This is a genomic window from Shimia sp. R9_3, from assembly GCF_017743755.1.
Taxonomy (GTDB): domain Bacteria; phylum Pseudomonadota; class Alphaproteobacteria; order Rhodobacterales; family Rhodobacteraceae; genus Shimia.
This window is the reverse complement of sequence record NZ_JAGHRP010000001.1, coordinates 122872-139829: the sequence shown is the minus strand read 5'-3', so window position 1 is coordinate 139829 and position 16958 is coordinate 122872. Positions and strand designations below refer to the sequence as shown.

Here is a 16958-nt window from a genome sequence, read left to right as displayed (position 1 = left end):
GGTCGGGGGCTGGTCGGCTTCGCCGCCCATGTGATCGGATTGCAAGGACGCGAGGCTAGAGCGAAGCTTCAGGGCGGAAGGCGACGGGGACGGCGTCTTTGCCCTCAAGCACCAGATCCGCCATCACTTCTCCGGCTTTTGGTCCCATGCCAAAGCCGATTTTAAAGCCGCCATTGGCGATGAACTCTCCGCTGCGTGTGGGGTGTTCCCCCAGCATCGGCGCGCGGCTTTTGGCACGCGGGCGCACACCGGCCCAGCGTTCGATCACCTCGGCCTCTTGGAGGGCAGGCACAGCCGCATAGGCGCGCGCCAGCACCTCATCAAGCTGTGCATCGGTGCTGGTTGCATCCTCAAACTCACGTTCGCTGGTGGAGCCAATGGCCACCGTGCCATCCGCATGGGGCACGATATGCACCGCATCGGCAAAGAGCTGCGGCGCTTGCGATTGGTCCAGCCGCAACAGCGCCGCCTGACCTTTAACGCCATTGCCAACCGCTTTGCCCATTTCCTCAGACAAGGCCAGCAAGCCTTCATAACCCGTGGCCCAGACCACTTTGCCCTCAGGCGTGCCCTCTTTGGTGATCTCGGCACTTTTCGCGGTCAGCGCGGCAGCCAGAGCAGCACAGGCACGGCGCGGGAACATACGGCCCGTCAAGGTGTCGTGGATCAGCCAGCCGGTGGGGCTGACCGGGGCCCAATCGCCAAGGCTGTCTTGCGGCACAATCTCCCAAAGGGCTTTGCCCTGCCAAAGCTCCTTGGCGCTTTCGGCGCGGGCCTTGGCGAGTGTCAGCGCGTGCTCGTCGCGGATCGGCTGAATGCGCCCGGTGCGGCCATAGCCCGCGCTCACGCCACCTGCGGCCTCCACCTCGGCCCACCAACTTTCGGCCATGATCAGGCTCTCAAATTGAAAGGCCTTTTTGACGTTCCAGTTCTCCGGCGTGTGCGGCGCCAATGCGCCCACCAGACCGCCGCTGGCCCCCGCGCCCACGCCATTGGGGTCAATCACCCGCACCTTGGCACCGCGTTTCGCACAGGCCCAAGCCACCGACAGCCCAAAGGCCCCCGCGCCCATCACCGTTACATCCACCATGGTCCCATCCTTGTCTGCGTTGATGCCCATTGCCAAAGCGCGCGTTTGTGGTCAAATGCCGCGCACACCTCCATAAGGCAAAGCATGATGAGCGACCAGCAGGCGGATCTTGAATGGCGGCAGGATGCCATTCCTGTGTCCACACGTTTTGATGACCCTTACTTCAGCCTCGACAACGGGCTGGCCGAGACGCGCCATGTGTTTCTGGCTGGCAATGATCTGCCCGCGCGCTTTGCCCCGGGGTTTCACATTGCGGAGCTGGGCTTTGGCACCGGGCTGAACCTCTTGACCACATGGATGGCCTGGGATCAGGCGGGGGAACAAGGCCCGCTGCGTTTCACCTCCTTTGAGGCCTTCCCGATGAGCGCCGATGAAATGGCGCGCGCGCTGGCGGCTTTCCCGGAGCTGGGCGACTATGCGGACCGTTTGGTTACGGCCTATCGCGAAGACACAACGCTGGCCACGCTTGAAGGCATTGAGGCGCAGGTGGTTGTGGGCGATGCGCGCGAGACTTTGGCGGCGCAGGATTTTCAGGCGGATGCCTGGTTTCTGGATGGGTTTTCCCCGGCCAATAACCCCGAGCTCTGGGATGAGGCCTTGCTGCGGCAGGTGGGCACACACACCAAAGCAGGCGGCACGGCGGCAACCTACACAGCCGCTGGTTTTGTGCGCCGCAATCTCGAAGCCGCAGGGTTTGAGGTGACCCGCATTCCGGGCTTTGGCCGCAAGCGCCACATGACCCAATGCGTGAAACCCGCCGCATGAGCGCCGCCAACAACCGTCTTGGCATCCTGTTGATGTCGCTCACCACGCTGGTCTTTGCGCTGCAGGACGGCATTTCGCGGCATCTGGCAGGCGAGTATAACACCTACCTAGTGGTGATGATCCGCTACTGGTTCTTTGCGCTGTTTGTCATTGCCCTGTCGGCCCGCCAAAGCGGCGGTCTGCGCAAGGTGGCCCGCACGGCGTTTCCGTGGTTGCAGATTGGTCGCGGCGCGCTGCTGGCGCTGGAAATCTGCGTCACCGTGCTGGCCTTCACCCTGCTGGGGCTCACCGAGACCCATGCCATTTTTATCTGTTACCCGCTGATGATCGCGGCGCTCTCCGGCCCAGTGCTGGGAGAGCGCGTCGGCTGGCGGCGCTGGCTGGCCATCGGGCTGGGGGCTGTGGGGGTGATGATCATCCTGAAGCCCGGATCCGGCGTGTTCAGCCCCGTGGCCGCCGTGCCGCTTCTGGGCGCGCTGATGTTTGCCGTCTATGGGCTGATGACCCGCTATGTGGCGCGCAAAGACAGCGCACAGACCAGCTTCTTTTACACCGGCGTGGTCGGCTGTGTCGTGATGACCGCCATTGGCGTGTTTTACTGGGAGCCGATCGCCGCGCCGGATTGGATCTGGATGGGCACGCTCTGTGTGAGCGGGGTGGCAGGCCATTGGCTGCTCATTCGCACTTATGAGGTCGCTGAAGCCAGCGCGGTACAGCCCTTTGCCTATCTTCAACTGCCCTTTGCCGCCGCGCTTGGCATGGCCGTGTTTGGCGAGACGCTGCGGCTCAACGTGGCCATTGGCGCGGCGATTGTGCTGGCAGCAGGGCTCTTTACATGGTGGCGTGAACGGCAGGCGGCCTAGTTCAAGCGCTGAATGGTGCCGCCCACGATCTCGCGGCCAAAGGGCACCGGATGCGGGTCTTTGCCAAGCCGTGCGCGATAGACCGGCAGGCTTTCCGCCACGCGCATCACATAGTTTCGGGTCTCGTTGAAGGGGATCAGCTCGATCCAGTCGATCATCGCCTCAGTCGAGCCGCCACGCGGATCGCCATTGGTGGCCATCCAGCGTGTCGGGCGGCTTGGGCCCGCGTTGTAGGCAGCGGCAATCATGATGATATTGCCGTTAAAATCCTCAGACAGGCTGGCCAGAAAGGCGCTGCCAAGGCGGGCGTTATAAGCCGGATCCGCAGTGAGATTGCCCAGAACATAGACCTCGCCCACATCTCTTGAAACGTCGCGCGCGGTGCCGGGCATCAACTGCATCAGCCCGCGTGCTCCGGCGTGGCTCACCACCACCGGATCAAACTCGCTTTCGCGCCGCGCAATCGCGAGCGACAGCTCATCTGCCACCGGCAGGCTCTGATCGGTGAGCGGATGCAGCGGATAATAGGGGCCGGGCAGGGTGACACCCATGCGCACCATCTGTTTGCCCAGCATCACCGCCACATGTGGTTGGTTCAGATCCAGCGCCATCTGGCCCATCTGGCCCAAAGCCGTGCGGTCCTGCGATTCGCTCAGATGCACCCAAAACCGCTCGGCAAGGCTCAGTTCTCCAGCGTCCAGGAACATCCGCGCAGCCTTATGCACGCTGGAGGTTGTCCACGCCGCTTTGCGCCAGTCCGGAAAGCGCTCATTGCCCTTCAGGGATGGGTCATAGGCGATCCCGGCCTTTTCAGCGGCGAGCAAACCGTAGAAACTTGTCTGATGCGCGCCCCCGGCGACATAGGCCTGCTGCGCGGTGGCTGTGTCACCCATGGCTTCATAGGCGCGGCCCATCCAATAGCCTGCACGGCCAAGGGAAATCGGCGTTTCCACACTTTGGGCAAAACGCAGGAAATGCGCGGCCGCCTGTTCCGGCCGGTTCAGATAGCGCAGCGCCACATAGCCCGCCAGCCATTCACAATCAGCATAGGCATAGCCCGCTTCAGGTGTCAGCCGGTGATTGGCGGCAAGCGCATAGGCGGTGCGGTAGTTGCCCGCGCGCATCTGGTTGCGCATGAGAGAGCGGCGGCGCGGGGCCCATTCTTCGGGCTCGCCCAATGTGCCCGCCTTGCTGCGCGCCAGGATCAGCTCAATCGCACTGTCGTTGCGGTCCTTGCGGTGGCGCCAGACAAACCGCTCATGGGCCAGTCCCGGGTCATTCTGCAGGCTAGCAGGTACCGCCGCAATCAGACCGTCAACGCCGTTGACCATCGCGCGCAGTCCCAGCCGCGCCTTGGCCAGCGCAACCCAGCCCTCTGATACATGGGGATACATCGCCTCCGCATTGCTTTCCCAGTTTTTCCACAGCATCGCGTCCAGCCGCGCGGTGTGATGCGGGGCGAGCAACTTGCCGTAGCGGTCCAGAAAATCTGCTTTGGTCTGGGCATTCATCGCCATGGTGCGCCAGGCCAGCACAATCCCGGCCTCTGCGGTGCCGGCCTCACCGGCCTGCTCCAGCACCCGTGCCTGTGCCAGTGCGCCTTCTGCGGTCTGCGCAGGCCCGTGCACAAAGAACGACATGCCCATCCGGTGGCTCACATCCGCAAAACCCGCCTCTGATTGCTTGCGCAGATAGGGCAGGCCGGGCCAGTCGCCGCGCCGGTCCAGAAAAGCGAGCACCTGATCGGGGCTGCCTTCGCCAGCGCGCAGACGGTGCCATTCCACGATGTCGCGCGCCACCTGATCGGTGTTGCGCACGGCCCGCGCGGCGGCGGCCCAATCCTTGGCGCGCACAGCGCTCATCGCCGCACGCAGCTCCTCGCGATGCTGGGCGGTGGCGGGCAGGGCCATAAGCAAGGCCACAACAACTGTCAGAAAAAGACGCAACATGGCTTGCATTTTCCCATGCCAAACAGGATAGAACCCGCACGATACGACGCGCCTTCCCCAGCCTCAACTCACAATCTTGGCAAGCGGGCAACTTACCGCTAGGGTCCGCGCGATTTCACACCACGGGCAATTCCGCCCAGCTGCGCAAAACAAAGGAGCGTGCCATGTTCAAAGGGTCTTACCCCGCACTCGTCACGCCGTTCACGAACGGCGAGCTGGATTTGGAAACGCTCAAGAAACTGGTGGAGTGGCACATCGGTGAAGGCACCAACGGCTTTGTGCCGGTTGGCACCACCGGTGAAAGCCCCACCCTGAGCCACGCTGAACATGAGGCAGTGGTGGAAGAAGTGGTGCGTGCCGCTGCGGGCCGTGTGCCTGTGATCGCGGGCGCCGGCTCCAACAACACGCTCGAAGCCATCCATCTGGCGCAACACGCGGAAAAAGTCGGCGCGGACGCCATCCTTGTGGTGACGCCTTACTACAACAAGCCAACCCAGCGTGGCCTGATTGCGCATTTCACCGCGATCCACGATTGCTGTGCGCTGCCGATCGTCATCTACAACATCCCGGGCCGTTCGGTGGTCGATATGACGCCGGACACCATGGGTGAGCTGGCCAAGCTGCCGCGCATTGTGGGCGTGAAAGACGCCACCGGCGATCTGGCCCGCGTGAGCCAGCAACGCGCCACCTGCGGCCCTGACTTTGTCCAACTCTCCGGCGAAGATGCCACTGCGCTTGGCTTTAACGCCCATGGCGGTGTGGGCTGCATCTCTGTGACAGCCAACGTGGCACCGAAGCTCTGCGCCGAGTTCCAGGCGGCCACCCTCGCAGGCGATTACGCCAAAGCGCTGGAGTATCAGGACAAGCTGATGCCGCTGCATGAGGCAATCTTTGTGGAGCCGGGCCTTGTGGGCGCAAAATACGCGCTGTCCCGTCTGGGCCTGTGCAACGAAGAAGTCCGCCTGCCGCTGACCGGCCTGACCGACGCGACCAAGGCACAGATCGACGCCGCCATGGCGCATGCTGGCTTGCTCTAAGAACGTTTGAAAATTCGGGCTGCGGCCCAAAAAAAGAGAAGCGCCCAATGGGCGCTTCTTTTGTGTTGACGGGGAGGGTGCTTGAGAGCGAGGCGCGTCTCAGCTCAGTGCCAGACCCCATAGCCCAGAACAACAAGCGCAGAGGTGGCCAGCGCGCCCACGGCAGCACCGGACAGAGCCCATGGCCAGACTTTGGGCGGCGTGGTGTCTTTCTGCTCGGACTGCGCGATCAGGGCCGCCTCCACCATCGCAGGCAGCCGCGGACCAAAGCGGGTCATCACCCGTGCGGTTTTGGCGAGATCTTTCAGCAAGGCGCGCGGGCCGATGCTTTTCTGGATGTAGGCGCTGACCACAGGTTTGGCGACGTCCCAGATGTTGAGATGCGGATCCAGCGAGCGCGCGACCCCTTCAACCACCACCATGGTGCGTTGCAGCAGGATCAGCTCGGTGCGGGTTTCCATGCCAAAGCGCTCGGTCACCTCAAACAGGTAATTGAGCAGACGCCCCATGGAGATGCGGTTCGCATCCATGCCAAAAATCGGCTCTCCCACCGCACGCAGCGCGCGGGCAAACTCATCCACATCGCGATCCGCAGGCACATATCCAGCCTCAAAATGCACTTCGGCCACACGTTTGTAATCCCGCTGGATAAAGCCAAACAGGATCTCCGCATAAACCCGGCGGGTGTATTCGTCGATGTGCCCCATGATGCCGAAGTCATAGGCGATGATGTCGCCATTGGCGGCGACCTTCATGTTGCCCTGATGCATGTCCGCATGGAAATAGCCGTCGCGCAGCGCATGATTGAGGAACAGCTCCAGCACCCGCGCCCCCAGCTTGGCACGGTCATGGCCGGCCGCATCTAGCGCCGCATTGTCACCAATCGGCACACCTTCGGCCCAGCCAAGCGTCATCACACGTTTGGCCGAATAGCCCCAGTTGACCGTGGGCACCTGAAACATCTCGTCGTCTTGGGTGTTCGCGGCAAACTCGCTGGCGGAGGCGGATTCAAGCCGCAGGTCCAGCTCTCCGGTGACCACCCCGTCAAAGTGCTCGATCACCTCCATCGGGCGCAGACGGCGCGAGGCGGGCGACAGCGAGGCAATCATATTGGCGGCAAAATAGAAGGCATCCACATCTTTGCGAAACGCCCGCTCAATGCCCGGACGCAGGACTTTTACCGCCACTTCCTCTCCGGTTTCTGTCAGCCGTGCGCGGTGAACCTGCGCAATGGAGGCTGCCGCCACCGGCTCTGAAAACTCTGAGAAGACCTCATCGGCATTCACCCCCAGCTCCTGCTGCACAGCGGCCTTGGCCTCTGCCACAGAGAAGGGCGGCAGCTTGTCCTGCAGCACCCGCAGCTGTTGGGCAAGATCACCGCCCACCACATCGGGGCGGGTGGAAAGCACCTGACCAAATTTGATGTAGGCCGGGCCAAGCGCCGTCAGCGCACGTGGCAGCGGCGGGGCCGCTGGATCGCCCTTGATGCCCAGCCACTGAAACGGCCAAGCGAGCCCGCGCAGCACAAGACGCACATGGCGCGGGGCTTCAAAAGCATCCAGCACCACACCCATGGCGCCGGTGCGCTCCAGCGTGGCGCCGGTGCGGATCAGGCGGATGATGTTATGGGGGCCTCTCACAGTTTCCAGCCCGAATGCAGCGCCGCGATGCCCATGGTCAGGTTGCGGTATTTGGCGTTCTCAAATCCGGCGGTCTTGACCATATCCAGGAAGGTGTCCTGATCGGGGAATTTGCGGATGCTCTCCACCAGATACTGATAGCTGTCGCGGTCGTTGGCGATCACCTGCCCCATGCGCGGGATGATGTTGAAGGAATAGAGGTCATAGGCCTTCTGCATCAGCTCATTTGGGATCTGTGAAAACTCCAGCACCATCAGGCGGCCACCGGGCTTGAGCACACGAAACGCCTCGTTCAGCGCCTCCTGCGGGCGGGTCACGTTCCGGATGCCAAAGCTGATGGTGTAAACATCAAAGCTGTTTTCCGGAAACGGCAGCGCCATGGCGTCGCCCACCACCCAGTCAAGGCTCTCGGCCATATGGTCGGCCTCGGCGCGTTTGCGCCCTTCCACCAGCATTGGCTCTGTGAGGTCACACACCGTGGCATGGCCGTGGCCCGCACGTTTGAGGAATTTGAAGGAAATGTCGCCGGTGCCGCCCGCCACATCGAGCAGCTTCTGCCCGGGGCGCGGCGCCAGCCAATCCATCATCGCGTCTTTCCAGATGCGGTGGATGCCCATCGACATCACGTCGTTCATCACATCGTATTTGGAAGCCACCGAGCCAAAAACGCCCTGCACACGGCCAGCTTTCTCGCTTTCCGGCACCGTTTCAAAGCCGAAATGGGTGGTGTTGTCGTTGTTCGCCATCACGCGCAATCCTCTTGGTTGCCTTCTTCATATAGGGCGTGCGGGAGGGGTACAATGCGTCGAATTGGTGAAAGGGGGAAAGGGTCGTGCCCGACCTCGGGAGGAAGCAAAGCGCCCTCCCATGGGGGAGGTCGGGCGGGGCCCGCTGAGCGGGCCGAGAAGGTGACTTGCTTCTAACTGCCCAATTTGCGCATTGTCCTGAGCAGTCAAAGGATTCAGACCATCATGCCCGAACTCCCCGAAGTCGAAACCGTCCGCCGCGGTCTGCAGCCCGCCATGGAGGGCGCGGTGATTGCCAATGTGGCGGTGAACCGTCCCGATCTGCGCTGGCCGTTTCCCGAGCGTATGGCCGAGCGGCTGACCGGAGCGAAGGTCCTGCGGCTGCGCCGCCGCTCTAAATACATTCTGGCCGATCTCGATACAGAGGAATCCCTGCTCATTCACCTTGGCATGTCCGGGCGCATGACGGTGTCGGGCGACCCTCTGGGGCAATTTGTGCATGACCACCCACAGGCAGAGAAACACGATCACGTGGTCTTTGACATGGACAACGGCGCGCGCATCACCTTCAACGATCCGCGCCGCTTTGGCGCGATGGATCTGCTGCCCGCTGACAACACCGAAACCCACCCGCTTCTGGCCAAACTCGGGCCGGAGCCACTGGGCAATGATTTTCACGAATCCTACCTTGTGGAGCAGCTCGCCGGGCGCAACACGCCGATCAAATCCGCGCTTCTGGATCAGCGCATCGTGGCCGGCCTGGGCAATATCTATGTCTGCGAAGCGCTCTACCGCGCAGGGATAGCGCCAAAACGCAAGGCAGGGGCGATTTCCAAGGCCCGGGCACAGTCCCTTGTGCCCATCATCCGGCAGGTGCTGGCAGAGGCCATTGAGGCAGGCGGCAGCTCCCTGCGGGACTTTCGTCAGGCGGACGGTGAACTGGGATATTTTCAACACAGCTTTGACGTCTACGGGCGGGAGGGCGAATCCTGCAAAACCCCAGACTGCACAAGCAAAATAAGCCGAATCACCCAATCCGGCCGCTCATCCTTCTATTGTGCGCAATGCCAAAGATAGCTTGATCGAATTGCCTCAAATGGTAAGGAATCACTCCTGACCGGAACAATGAAAGCATCACTCATGGCTTTTGAGACGATCATCGTCGAAATTGAAGACCACGTCGCCCTTATCAAGCTCAACCGTCCTGACGCGCTCAATGCGCTCAGCCAACAGCTGGTGGGCGAGCTGCTTACAGCGCTGCAAAGCGCGGACCAGAACGACAAGGTGCGCTGCATCGTGATCACGGGCTCAGAGAAAGCCTTTGCCGCGGGGGCTGACATCAAAGAGATGTCGGAGATGAGCTTTGCGGATGTGAACCTCTCCAACCTCTTTGCCGAATTTGGCGACCGCATTCAGGACATTCGCAAGCCGGTGATCGCGGCTGTGTCCGGCTATGCGCTGGGCGGCGGCTGTGAGCTGGCAATGGCCTGCGACTTTATCATCGCGGCCGAGAGTGCGAAATTTGGGCAGCCTGAGATCAACCTCGGTGTGATCGCCGGGATTGGCGGCAGCCAGCGCCTAACCCGCGCCGTGGGTAAGGCAAAATCTATGGACATGAACCTGACAGGGCGTTTCATGGATGCAGCTGAGGCAGAGCGCGCAGGTCTTGTGAGCCGCGTTGTGGCGCCCAAGAAGCTGATGGAAGAGGCGATGGGCGCGGCCCAGAAGATCGCGGAGAAATCCCTGATCGCGTCCCAAACAGCCAAAGAAGCGGTGAACCGCAGCTTTGAGACCACCCTGCGTGAGGGCCTGTTGTTTGAACGCCGCGCGTTTCATTCGCTTTTTGCCACTGAAGATCAAAAAGAGGGCATGGCCGCCTTCGTTGAAAAGCGCGAACCACAGTTCCGCGACCGCTGATCATACGCTCAGTCTTTCGAGAGGGCCGTCCCAAGGGGCGGCCTTTTTTCTTGCCTGTTTGCTTAAAGCATCGTCCTGAATGTCTGAAACGCTTGGTCTCCACCAGTGCGCCGGAGGCATAGCCGACCAGCCCCCGACCCTCCCCAAGGGAGGGGGCTTCACCCCCACCCAGGGTCGGGGGCTGGTCTATGTGACCCGCTACAGTCGTTGCAGATTTTTTGGAAGATGATCTCCCTGTGGGCTGCGGGGCAGGGGCGTCCGGTCGATCTTGCGACATTTGCGTCAATTGACTCTTTAGCTCCCTCGCGAGAGAAAAGGCGACAAAATTGCTAAAGTAGTTTGCGTTTTATCTGAGACAAACACATCGCTTTTCGCGTTCGACCGTATGGGAGAGGCAGCGAACAAGCGATCCAAATCAAACGCAAACTGCTATGGGTATTAAGGTTCACCGATGCGTTTCTCCTCAAAATTCTTCAGCCTCTCTCTGCTCAGCCTGAGCCTTGCCGGTCTGGCAACGCCGTCAACCGCCGAGGATCAGTTGCCCCAAACCAAGGCCGCGCTGGGCGAGCTGTTGTTCTTTGACGTGAACCTGTCGGCCAACCGCACACAGGCCTGCACCACATGCCATGATCCGGAGTACGGCTTTGCCGATCCGCGCGGCATGGCCTCTATCGGGGATGATGGCACCTCGCTTGGTGACCGCAACGCTCCCAGCGCCAGCTACGCTGCCTTCTCCCCCGCCTTTCATCAAAACAGCGATGGTCAGTGGGTCGGGGGGCAGTTCTGGGATGGCCGCGCCGCAGGGCTCGCCGATCAGGCCGGTGGGCCGCCCACCAACCCTGCAGAAATGGGCATGAAAGACGCCGCCGCCGTGGTGGCGCGCCTGACTGAGAACGCCGTCTATGAACAGGCCTTTGCGCAACTGTTTGAAGGGGACGTGCTGGCCACGCCAGAGTCTGGCTATGCGGCGATGACAGAGGCGCTTGCCGCCTTTGAGCAAACCGAAACCTTCGCGCCCTTTGACAGCAAATATGACCGTTTCCTGCGCGGGGAGGCAGAGTTGAGCCGTGAAGAAGATCTTGGCCGGGTGCTGTTCTTTTCTCAGCAGTTCACCAACTGCAACCTGTGCCACCAACTGCGCCGCAGTCCGACCGACCCGCGCGAGACCTTTACGAACTACCAGTTTCACAACATCGGTGTGCCGCAAAACAACGAGCTGCGCGCCGCCAATGGCGTGGCGCCGGACACTGTCGACAAAGGTCTGATGGCCAATCCGGCTGTCATGGATGATCCCACGCAGCGCGGCAAATTCAAAACGCCAAGCCTGCGCAATGTCGCTGTGACCGGCCCTTACATGCACAATGGCGTGTTTCAGGATCTCCGCACCGTCGTGCTGTTTTACAATCAGTACAACACCACCAATGAGGCGCGACATATTAACCCAGAGACCGGCGCGCGTTTTGGCATGCCGCCGGTGCCATTGACCCTTTCGGTGAAAGAGCTGACCCACGGCCCGGCGCTGGATGATCAGCGTGTGGACGCCATTGTGGCCTTTCTGAAGACCCTCACGGACGCACGCTACGAGCATCTGCTTGCGAAATAGCAGGGACGATTTTTCAATCGGTGTTAAATTCCAAGTGAAACAATAAGGATTGACTTGTCTGAGTAATTTTATCAGTTAAGTGCCAAAGTTCATCACTGGGATTAAAACCATGACTCGTGCATTTCTAACCACCACCGCGGCCGTTTTGGCCCTCGCCGCTCCGGCAGTTGCTGCCACCAAAGCGGACGTTCTGACCAACTACGCGGACATCGCCGCCGCGAAATACGAAGACAGCCTGACCACCGCGAAAACCCTGCAAGCGGCAGTGAACGCGCTGGTCGAAGCACCTTCCGCAGAAGCGCTGCAAGCCGCCAAAGACGCTTGGCTGGCCTCCCGCGTGCCTTACCAGCAGACCGAAGTATATCGCTTTGGCAACGCCATCGTGGATGACTGGGAAGGCAAAGTGAACGCATGGCCGCTGGACGAAGGTCTGATCGACTATGTGGACGCCTCTTATGGCGGCCCAACCGATGAGAACCCGCTTGCGGCACTGAACGTTGTTGCCAACGCGACGCTCGACATCTCCGGCACCGCTGTGGACGCAACCGACATTACCCCTGAGCTGTTGGCCAGCACCCTGCACGAAGCAGACGGCGTGGAAAGCAACGTGGCCACCGGCTACCACGCGATTGAATTCCTGCTCTGGGGCCAGGACCTGAACGGTCACGAACATGGCGCAGGCGACCGCAGCTGGACCGATTTCGCAGCCGGTGACGATTGCACCAACGGCAACTGTGACCGTCGCGCAGCCTACCTGAAAGCCGCGACCGACCTTCTGGTCAGCGATCTGGAATGGATGGCCGCACAATGGGTTGACGGTGGCGACGCGCGCACAGCCGTGACCGGCGATGAGGACGCAGGCATCGTGACCATCCTGACCGGCATGGGCTCCCTGTCCTATGGCGAGCAAGCCGGTGAGCGTATGCGCCTTGGCCTGCTGCTGAACGATCCGGAAGAAGAGCATGACTGCTTCTCCGACAACACCCACAACAGCCACTACTATGATGGTCTGGGCATCCAGAACGTCTACCTCGGCGAATATGTGCGTGTGGACGGCTCTCTGGTTTCCGGCGCGTCGCTCTCTGATCTGGTGGCCGAAGCGGACGCCGGTCTGGACGCAGAGCTGAAAGGCAAGCTCTCCATCACCATGATGGGTCTGGGCCGCATCAAAACCGCCGCTGAGTCCGGCTTCTCCTATGACCAGATGCTGGAGCGCGGCAACGCCGCTGGCGAAGCGCTGGTGATGGGCGGCGTGAACGGCCTTGTGGATCAGACCAAATCCATTGAGGCCGCTGTGGCCGCGCTGGGTCTGGACCAACTGGCCTTTGAAGGCTCCGACAGCCTCGACAATCCGGACTCTGTGTTCGAATAATACCACCCAATACGAGGGGCGGGATGGTCCCGCCCCTCTTTCTTTTGTAGCGATGATGCCAGCCAAATCTTTTCTCCTAGCCACGGCTCTCTGCACCCTTGCCAGCGCTGCCCGCGCGCAAGACCTTGATGACCGCCATCTGACCATTGTGCCGCGCACCGCTGAGGAAGCCGCGCGCATCGCCAAGGTCACAGCGCCCCCCACCGATTTTTCCAAACCGCAGCCGTTTGAGGCCCGCCCCGCCGGGGCCGCCACCGTGCCGGTGCGCCGCGATGATCTGGCCTTTGATCAACCCTCCGCCAATCTTGGCATCGACGCCGGTCTCGATTTCCGGCTGGGCGAGGCGATGTTTGACAAGCTTTGGGTGTCTTCGCCCACTTCCACGCTAGCCTCTGACGGCCTTGGCCCGCTTTACAATGCGCGCGCCTGTCAAAGCTGCCACATGCGCGGCGGGCGCGGACATGCGCCGGACGGGCCTGAAGATGACGCGATTTCCTTCGCGCTCAAGCTGTCCATCCCCGGCACACAATCCGAGCAAATCTATGAGATCGAAGGCTTTGTCGGCACCCGCCCGGAGCCGAACTATGGCCGCCAAATTCAGGATTTCAGCCTGCCGGGCCATCCCGCAGAGGCGCATATAGACGTCGCCTACGACAGCTTTGAGGTGGCGCTCTCAGGTGGCGAAGTGGCCACCCTGCGCCGCCCGACCTTCTCGACCCGTGATCTCGGCTACGGGGCGTTCCACCCCGATGTGATGTTCAGCCCGCGTGTCGCGCCGCAGATGATCGGCCTTGGCCTGCTCGAGGCCATTCCTGCCGCAGATATTCTTGCCAACACCGATCCGGATGACGTCGATGGTGATGGCATTTCAGGCCGCGCCAATATTGTCTGGTCGCGCGAATTTCAGCGCCCGATGCTGGGCCGCTTTGGCCTGAAGGCCGGTGCGCCCACCCTGCGCCAGCAGACCGCCGGCGCTTTTGCCACCGACATCGGCATCTCCAGCCCGCTGTTCACCAAAGGCCACGGGGATTGCACCGACACGCAGGTGGACTGTGTGAATGCCATTCACGGCGACAAAGACGTGCGCGTCTTTGAGGTGGATGATGTTGGGCTCGATCTCACCACCTTCTACAGCGCCAATCTGGCGGTGCCTGCGCGCCGCGATGTGGACGCGCCGGAGGTGCTGCGCGGCAAAGAGGTGTTTTATGACACCGGCTGCGCCTCCTGCCACCGTCCCGCCTATGTCACCCACCGTCTCGTCGGTCAGCCCGCCCAGAGTTTTCAGCTGATCTGGCCCTACACCGACATGCTGCTGCATGACATGGGTGAGGCCTTGGCCGACAACCGCCCCGAAGCCCGCGCCACGGGCCGCGAATGGCGAACGCCGCCGCTCTGGGGGGTGGGGCTTACCGAACGGGTTTCCGGCCACAGCCAGTTCCTGCACGATGGCCGCGCGCGGTCCCTGCTGGAGGCGGTGCTCTGGCATGGCGGGGAGGCCGAAGCTGTGAAGCAGCGCGTGATCGCGATGCCCCCCGAAGACCGCGCCGCCCTGATCCGCTTTCTGGAGAGCCTCTGATGATGAAACCCGCCCTTATTGCCTGCGCGCTCAGCCTTGCCATGCCTGCTTTTGCTCAGGAAGAGATCCGCGTCGATCAGGGCGCGCTGGTCGACGCGGCGGTGTCGCAGCATATCCTGCCGAGGTTTGATCACCTTGCCGCCACCACAGCGACCCTCAGCGAGGCGGCGGATGCCAATTGCAGCCCCACCTCTGAAACCCTGCGCGCGGCCTATCACGCGGCCTTTGACGCCTGGATGGGTGTTAGTCACCTGCGTTTTGGCCCCACCGAAACCAATGACCGCGCCTTTGCGCTGGCCTTCTGGCCCGACACCAAAGGTTTCACCCCGAAAGCCCTCTCCGCCCTGATTGCTGATGAAGATCCGGTGATCGACTCAGAGACAGAATTTCAAACCGTCTCCGTGGCCGGTCGCGGCTTCTTCGGGCTGGAGTTTCTGCTCTATGACACACAGCTCAGCACCTTGGGCGATGTGAGTTATCACTGCGCCTTGGTGCGGCGGGTGGCGTCAGACATCGCGCTGCAATCAGAGATGATTCTCACCGACTGGAGCGAAGGCTACGCGGCGCAGCTCACAGACCCTTCAGAGGCTGGTCCCTACACAACCGACGCAGAAGCCCTTCAGGTGATCTATAAAGCGCTGGATGCGGGGCTGCAGTTTGATTCAGAGGTGCGTTTGGGCCGCCCACTCGGCAGCTTTGACAAACCCCGTCCCACCCGCGCAGAGGCCCGCCGCTCCGGTCGCAGCCTGCGCAATGTGGCAACCTCCACCGCCGCGCTGGGCGAACTGGCTGCACTGCTTTCTGCTCAATCCCCGCTGATCGCTGAGGAATACACACAGGCCTTTGCACTCATCGCAGCACAGGCCGAAGAGCTGCAGGATGATCCGGTCTTTGCCGGTGTTGCGGAGGTTCAGGGCCGGTTTAGGGTCGAAATTCTGCAGCAATACATCGACCGCGCCCGCGAAATCACCACGCTGGAGCTTGGCCCCGCGCTGGGCGTGAGCGCGGGCTTCAACGCGCTCGATGGCGACTAACATGGTCAGCCGCCGCCGCATGCTGGCAGGTCTTGCCGCCAGCAGCCTTCTGCCCTCGGCCAGCTGGGCCAGCGTCGGCACCCCGACCTTTCTGTCTGCCGCACGTGCCCCTGACGGGCGCTTTCTGCTCGCAGGGCTGACAGATGCGGGCGAGATCAGCTTTACCATCCCCTTGCAAGCGCGCGGCCATGCCGCTGCGGCCCATCCCGCACGCGCCGAAGCGGTGGCCTTCGCCCGCCGTCCTGGCACTTTCGCGCTGGCGCTGGATTGCCGCGATGGCACGGTGCTGGCGCGGCTTGAGGCCCCGGAGGGGCGGCATTTCTACGGCCACGGCGCGTTTTCACCGGATGGCGCGCGGCTCTTCACCACAGAGAACGATTATGAGGCTGGTCTGGGCGTGATTGGCATCTGGGACGTGGCTGCAGGCTACCAGCGCCTAGGAGAGGTCTCCTCCGGCGGCGTCGGCCCGCATGAGATGCGCCTGATGCCCGACGGGCAGAGCCTTGTGGTCGCCAATGGCGGCATTGAAACCCACCCCGACATGGGGCGTGCCAAACTGAACCTGCCGACCATGGCGCCAAATCTCAGTTATCTCGATCTGTCTGGTGCGATTCTCGAAACGGTTTCCCTGCCGCCCGCGCTGCATAAGAACTCAATCCGGCACCTCGCCCTTCATGCTGATGGCACCGTGGCGCTTGCGATGCAGTGGCAGGGCGCTGAGGAGGCCGCACCGCCGCTTCTGGGCCTGCACCGGCGCGGTGGTGATATCAGGCTCCTGCAAGCGCCAGAGCGCCTCCACCGCGCGCTGGATGGCTATGCCGGCAGTGTGGCGATCTCTGGCGATGGGCGCGCCGTGGCGATCACCTCGCCTCGCGGCGGCGTGGTGCATGTATTTGACCTCGCCAGTGGCCAATTCCTGCAGGCGCAGCCCGAAGACGACGTCTGTGGAATCGGAGCCAGCGCAAAGGGTTTCTTTTTTGCCACCGGCACCGGCGCTGTCGGCACTCTGGGCGAGGCCGCCAGGCAGCACCACCTTCAGTTTGACAATCATCTGGTGCCGATCGGCACCTGACACGCCGGTCTTTGCCGCAGACCTTAAAAAGAGGCTCGTGGGGATCGGGTGCGAAAAAAGCCGGACCTGTAAAAGCGAAAACGGGCAGCGAAATCGCTGCCCGTTTTTCGTTTACCGATCAATCGGTTAAAGTGGTGAGCCGTGTAGGATTCGAACCTACGACCCACTGATTAAAAGTCAGTTGCTCTACCAACTGAGCTAACGGCCCACTCTGTGAGGGCGGCTTTTAGAGTTAGCTGCGGGGGGGGTCAAGCGGATTCGTAGAAAAAAATCACACGACTGGAAACTAATCTG

Annotated in this window: 14 protein-coding genes and 1 tRNA gene; 10 read left to right on the top strand and 5 right to left on the bottom strand. The window is 61.9% G+C overall.

The genetic code is table 11. The features are described from left to right. Positions 1-55 precede the first annotated feature (55 nt). Positions 56-1090: an FAD-dependent oxidoreductase gene (locus J7412_RS00560; protein WP_209076045.1), complete on the bottom strand. Its 1035-nt coding sequence runs from the start codon at positions 1088-1090 to the stop codon at positions 56-58. A gap of 87 nt (positions 1091-1177) precedes the next feature. On the opposite strand from J7412_RS00560, the gene mnmD reads away from it, so the two are divergent. Together mnmD and J7412_RS00550 are read left to right on the top strand one after the other, a co-directional pair. Beyond that, positions 1178-1855, top strand: a complete 678-nt coding sequence (mnmD, locus tag J7412_RS00555) for a tRNA (5-methylaminomethyl-2-thiouridine)(34)-methyltransferase MnmD (protein WP_209076042.1) — start codon at positions 1178-1180, stop codon at positions 1853-1855. Beyond that, entirely contained in the window at positions 1852-2718 is an 867-nt protein-coding gene (locus J7412_RS00550) for a DMT family transporter (RefSeq protein ID WP_209076040.1), read from the top strand. Before mnmD ends, J7412_RS00550 begins: the two co-directional genes overlap by 4 nt. On the opposite strand, the gene J7412_RS00545 is transcribed toward J7412_RS00550, so the two are convergent. Further along, positions 2715-4667, bottom strand: coding sequence for a lytic transglycosylase domain-containing protein (locus J7412_RS00545; RefSeq protein WP_209076038.1), 1953 nt, complete (start codon positions 4665-4667; stop codon positions 2715-2717). The genes J7412_RS00550 and J7412_RS00545 overlap by 4 nt on opposite strands. Before the next feature lie 164 nt (positions 4668-4831). Between J7412_RS00545 and dapA the strand changes: the two genes are divergently transcribed. Continuing rightward, the gene (gene dapA / locus J7412_RS00540; protein WP_209076036.1) at positions 4832-5704 is read left to right on the top strand and encodes a 4-hydroxy-tetrahydrodipicolinate synthase; all 873 of its coding nucleotides are present in this window, start codon (positions 4832-4834) and stop codon (positions 5702-5704) included. A gap of 104 nt (positions 5705-5808) precedes the next feature. Here dapA and ubiB read toward each other — a convergent pair whose 3' ends face one another. Both ubiB and ubiE read right to left on the bottom strand, forming a co-directional pair. After that, positions 5809-7344 carry a 2-polyprenylphenol 6-hydroxylase gene (gene ubiB / locus J7412_RS00535; RefSeq protein ID WP_209076033.1) on the bottom strand — a complete coding sequence of 512 codons (1536 nt, stop codon included), beginning with the start codon at positions 7342-7344 and terminating at the stop codon, positions 5809-5811. Continuing rightward, the gene (ubiE, locus tag J7412_RS00530) at positions 7341-8090 is read right to left on the bottom strand and encodes a bifunctional demethylmenaquinone methyltransferase/2-methoxy-6-polyprenyl-1,4-benzoquinol methylase UbiE (protein WP_209076031.1); all 750 of its coding nucleotides are present in this window, start codon (positions 8088-8090) and stop codon (positions 7341-7343) included. The genes ubiB and ubiE overlap by 4 nt, the downstream gene beginning before the upstream one ends. A 225-nt stretch (positions 8091-8315) precedes the next feature. On the opposite strand from ubiE, the gene mutM reads away from it, so the two are divergent. The 7 genes from mutM to J7412_RS00495 all read left to right on the top strand — a co-directional run bounded on the left by mutM (position 8316) and on the right by J7412_RS00495 (position 16664). After that, positions 8316-9167, top strand: coding sequence for a bifunctional DNA-formamidopyrimidine glycosylase/DNA-(apurinic or apyrimidinic site) lyase (gene mutM / locus J7412_RS00525; RefSeq protein WP_209076029.1), 852 nt, complete (start codon positions 8316-8318; stop codon positions 9165-9167). Between the two features lie 63 nt (positions 9168-9230). Next, the gene (locus J7412_RS00520) at positions 9231-10007 is read left to right on the top strand and encodes an enoyl-CoA hydratase (RefSeq protein ID WP_209077468.1); all 777 of its coding nucleotides are present in this window, start codon (positions 9231-9233) and stop codon (positions 10005-10007) included. A 451-nt stretch (positions 10008-10458) separates the two neighbouring features. Continuing rightward, positions 10459-11610, top strand: coding sequence for a cytochrome c peroxidase (locus tag J7412_RS00515; protein ID WP_209076026.1), 1152 nt, complete (start codon positions 10459-10461; stop codon positions 11608-11610). A 109-nt stretch (positions 11611-11719) separates the two neighbouring features. Continuing rightward, on the top strand, positions 11720-12982 hold the full coding sequence (locus J7412_RS00510) for an imelysin family protein (RefSeq protein ID WP_209076024.1): 1263 nt from the start codon (positions 11720-11722) through the stop codon (positions 12980-12982). A 55-nt stretch (positions 12983-13037) separates the two neighbouring features. Beyond that, positions 13038-14558, top strand: coding sequence for a di-heme oxidoredictase family protein (locus tag J7412_RS00505; RefSeq protein WP_247743709.1), 1521 nt, complete (start codon positions 13038-13040; stop codon positions 14556-14558). Beyond that, the gene (locus J7412_RS00500) at positions 14558-15592 is read left to right on the top strand and encodes an imelysin family protein (protein ID WP_247743708.1); all 1035 of its coding nucleotides are present in this window, start codon (positions 14558-14560) and stop codon (positions 15590-15592) included. The genes J7412_RS00505 and J7412_RS00500 overlap by 1 nt, the downstream gene beginning before the upstream one ends. 1 nt (position 15593) lies before the next feature. Beyond that, positions 15594-16664, top strand: a complete 1071-nt coding sequence (locus tag J7412_RS00495) for a DUF1513 domain-containing protein (protein ID WP_209076019.1) — start codon at positions 15594-15596, stop codon at positions 16662-16664. A 132-nt stretch (positions 16665-16796) separates the two neighbouring features. Here J7412_RS00495 and J7412_RS00490 read toward each other — a convergent pair. Continuing rightward, positions 16797-16872: transfer RNA gene (locus tag J7412_RS00490), tRNA-Lys, on the bottom strand. Positions 16873-16958 lie beyond the last annotated feature (86 nt).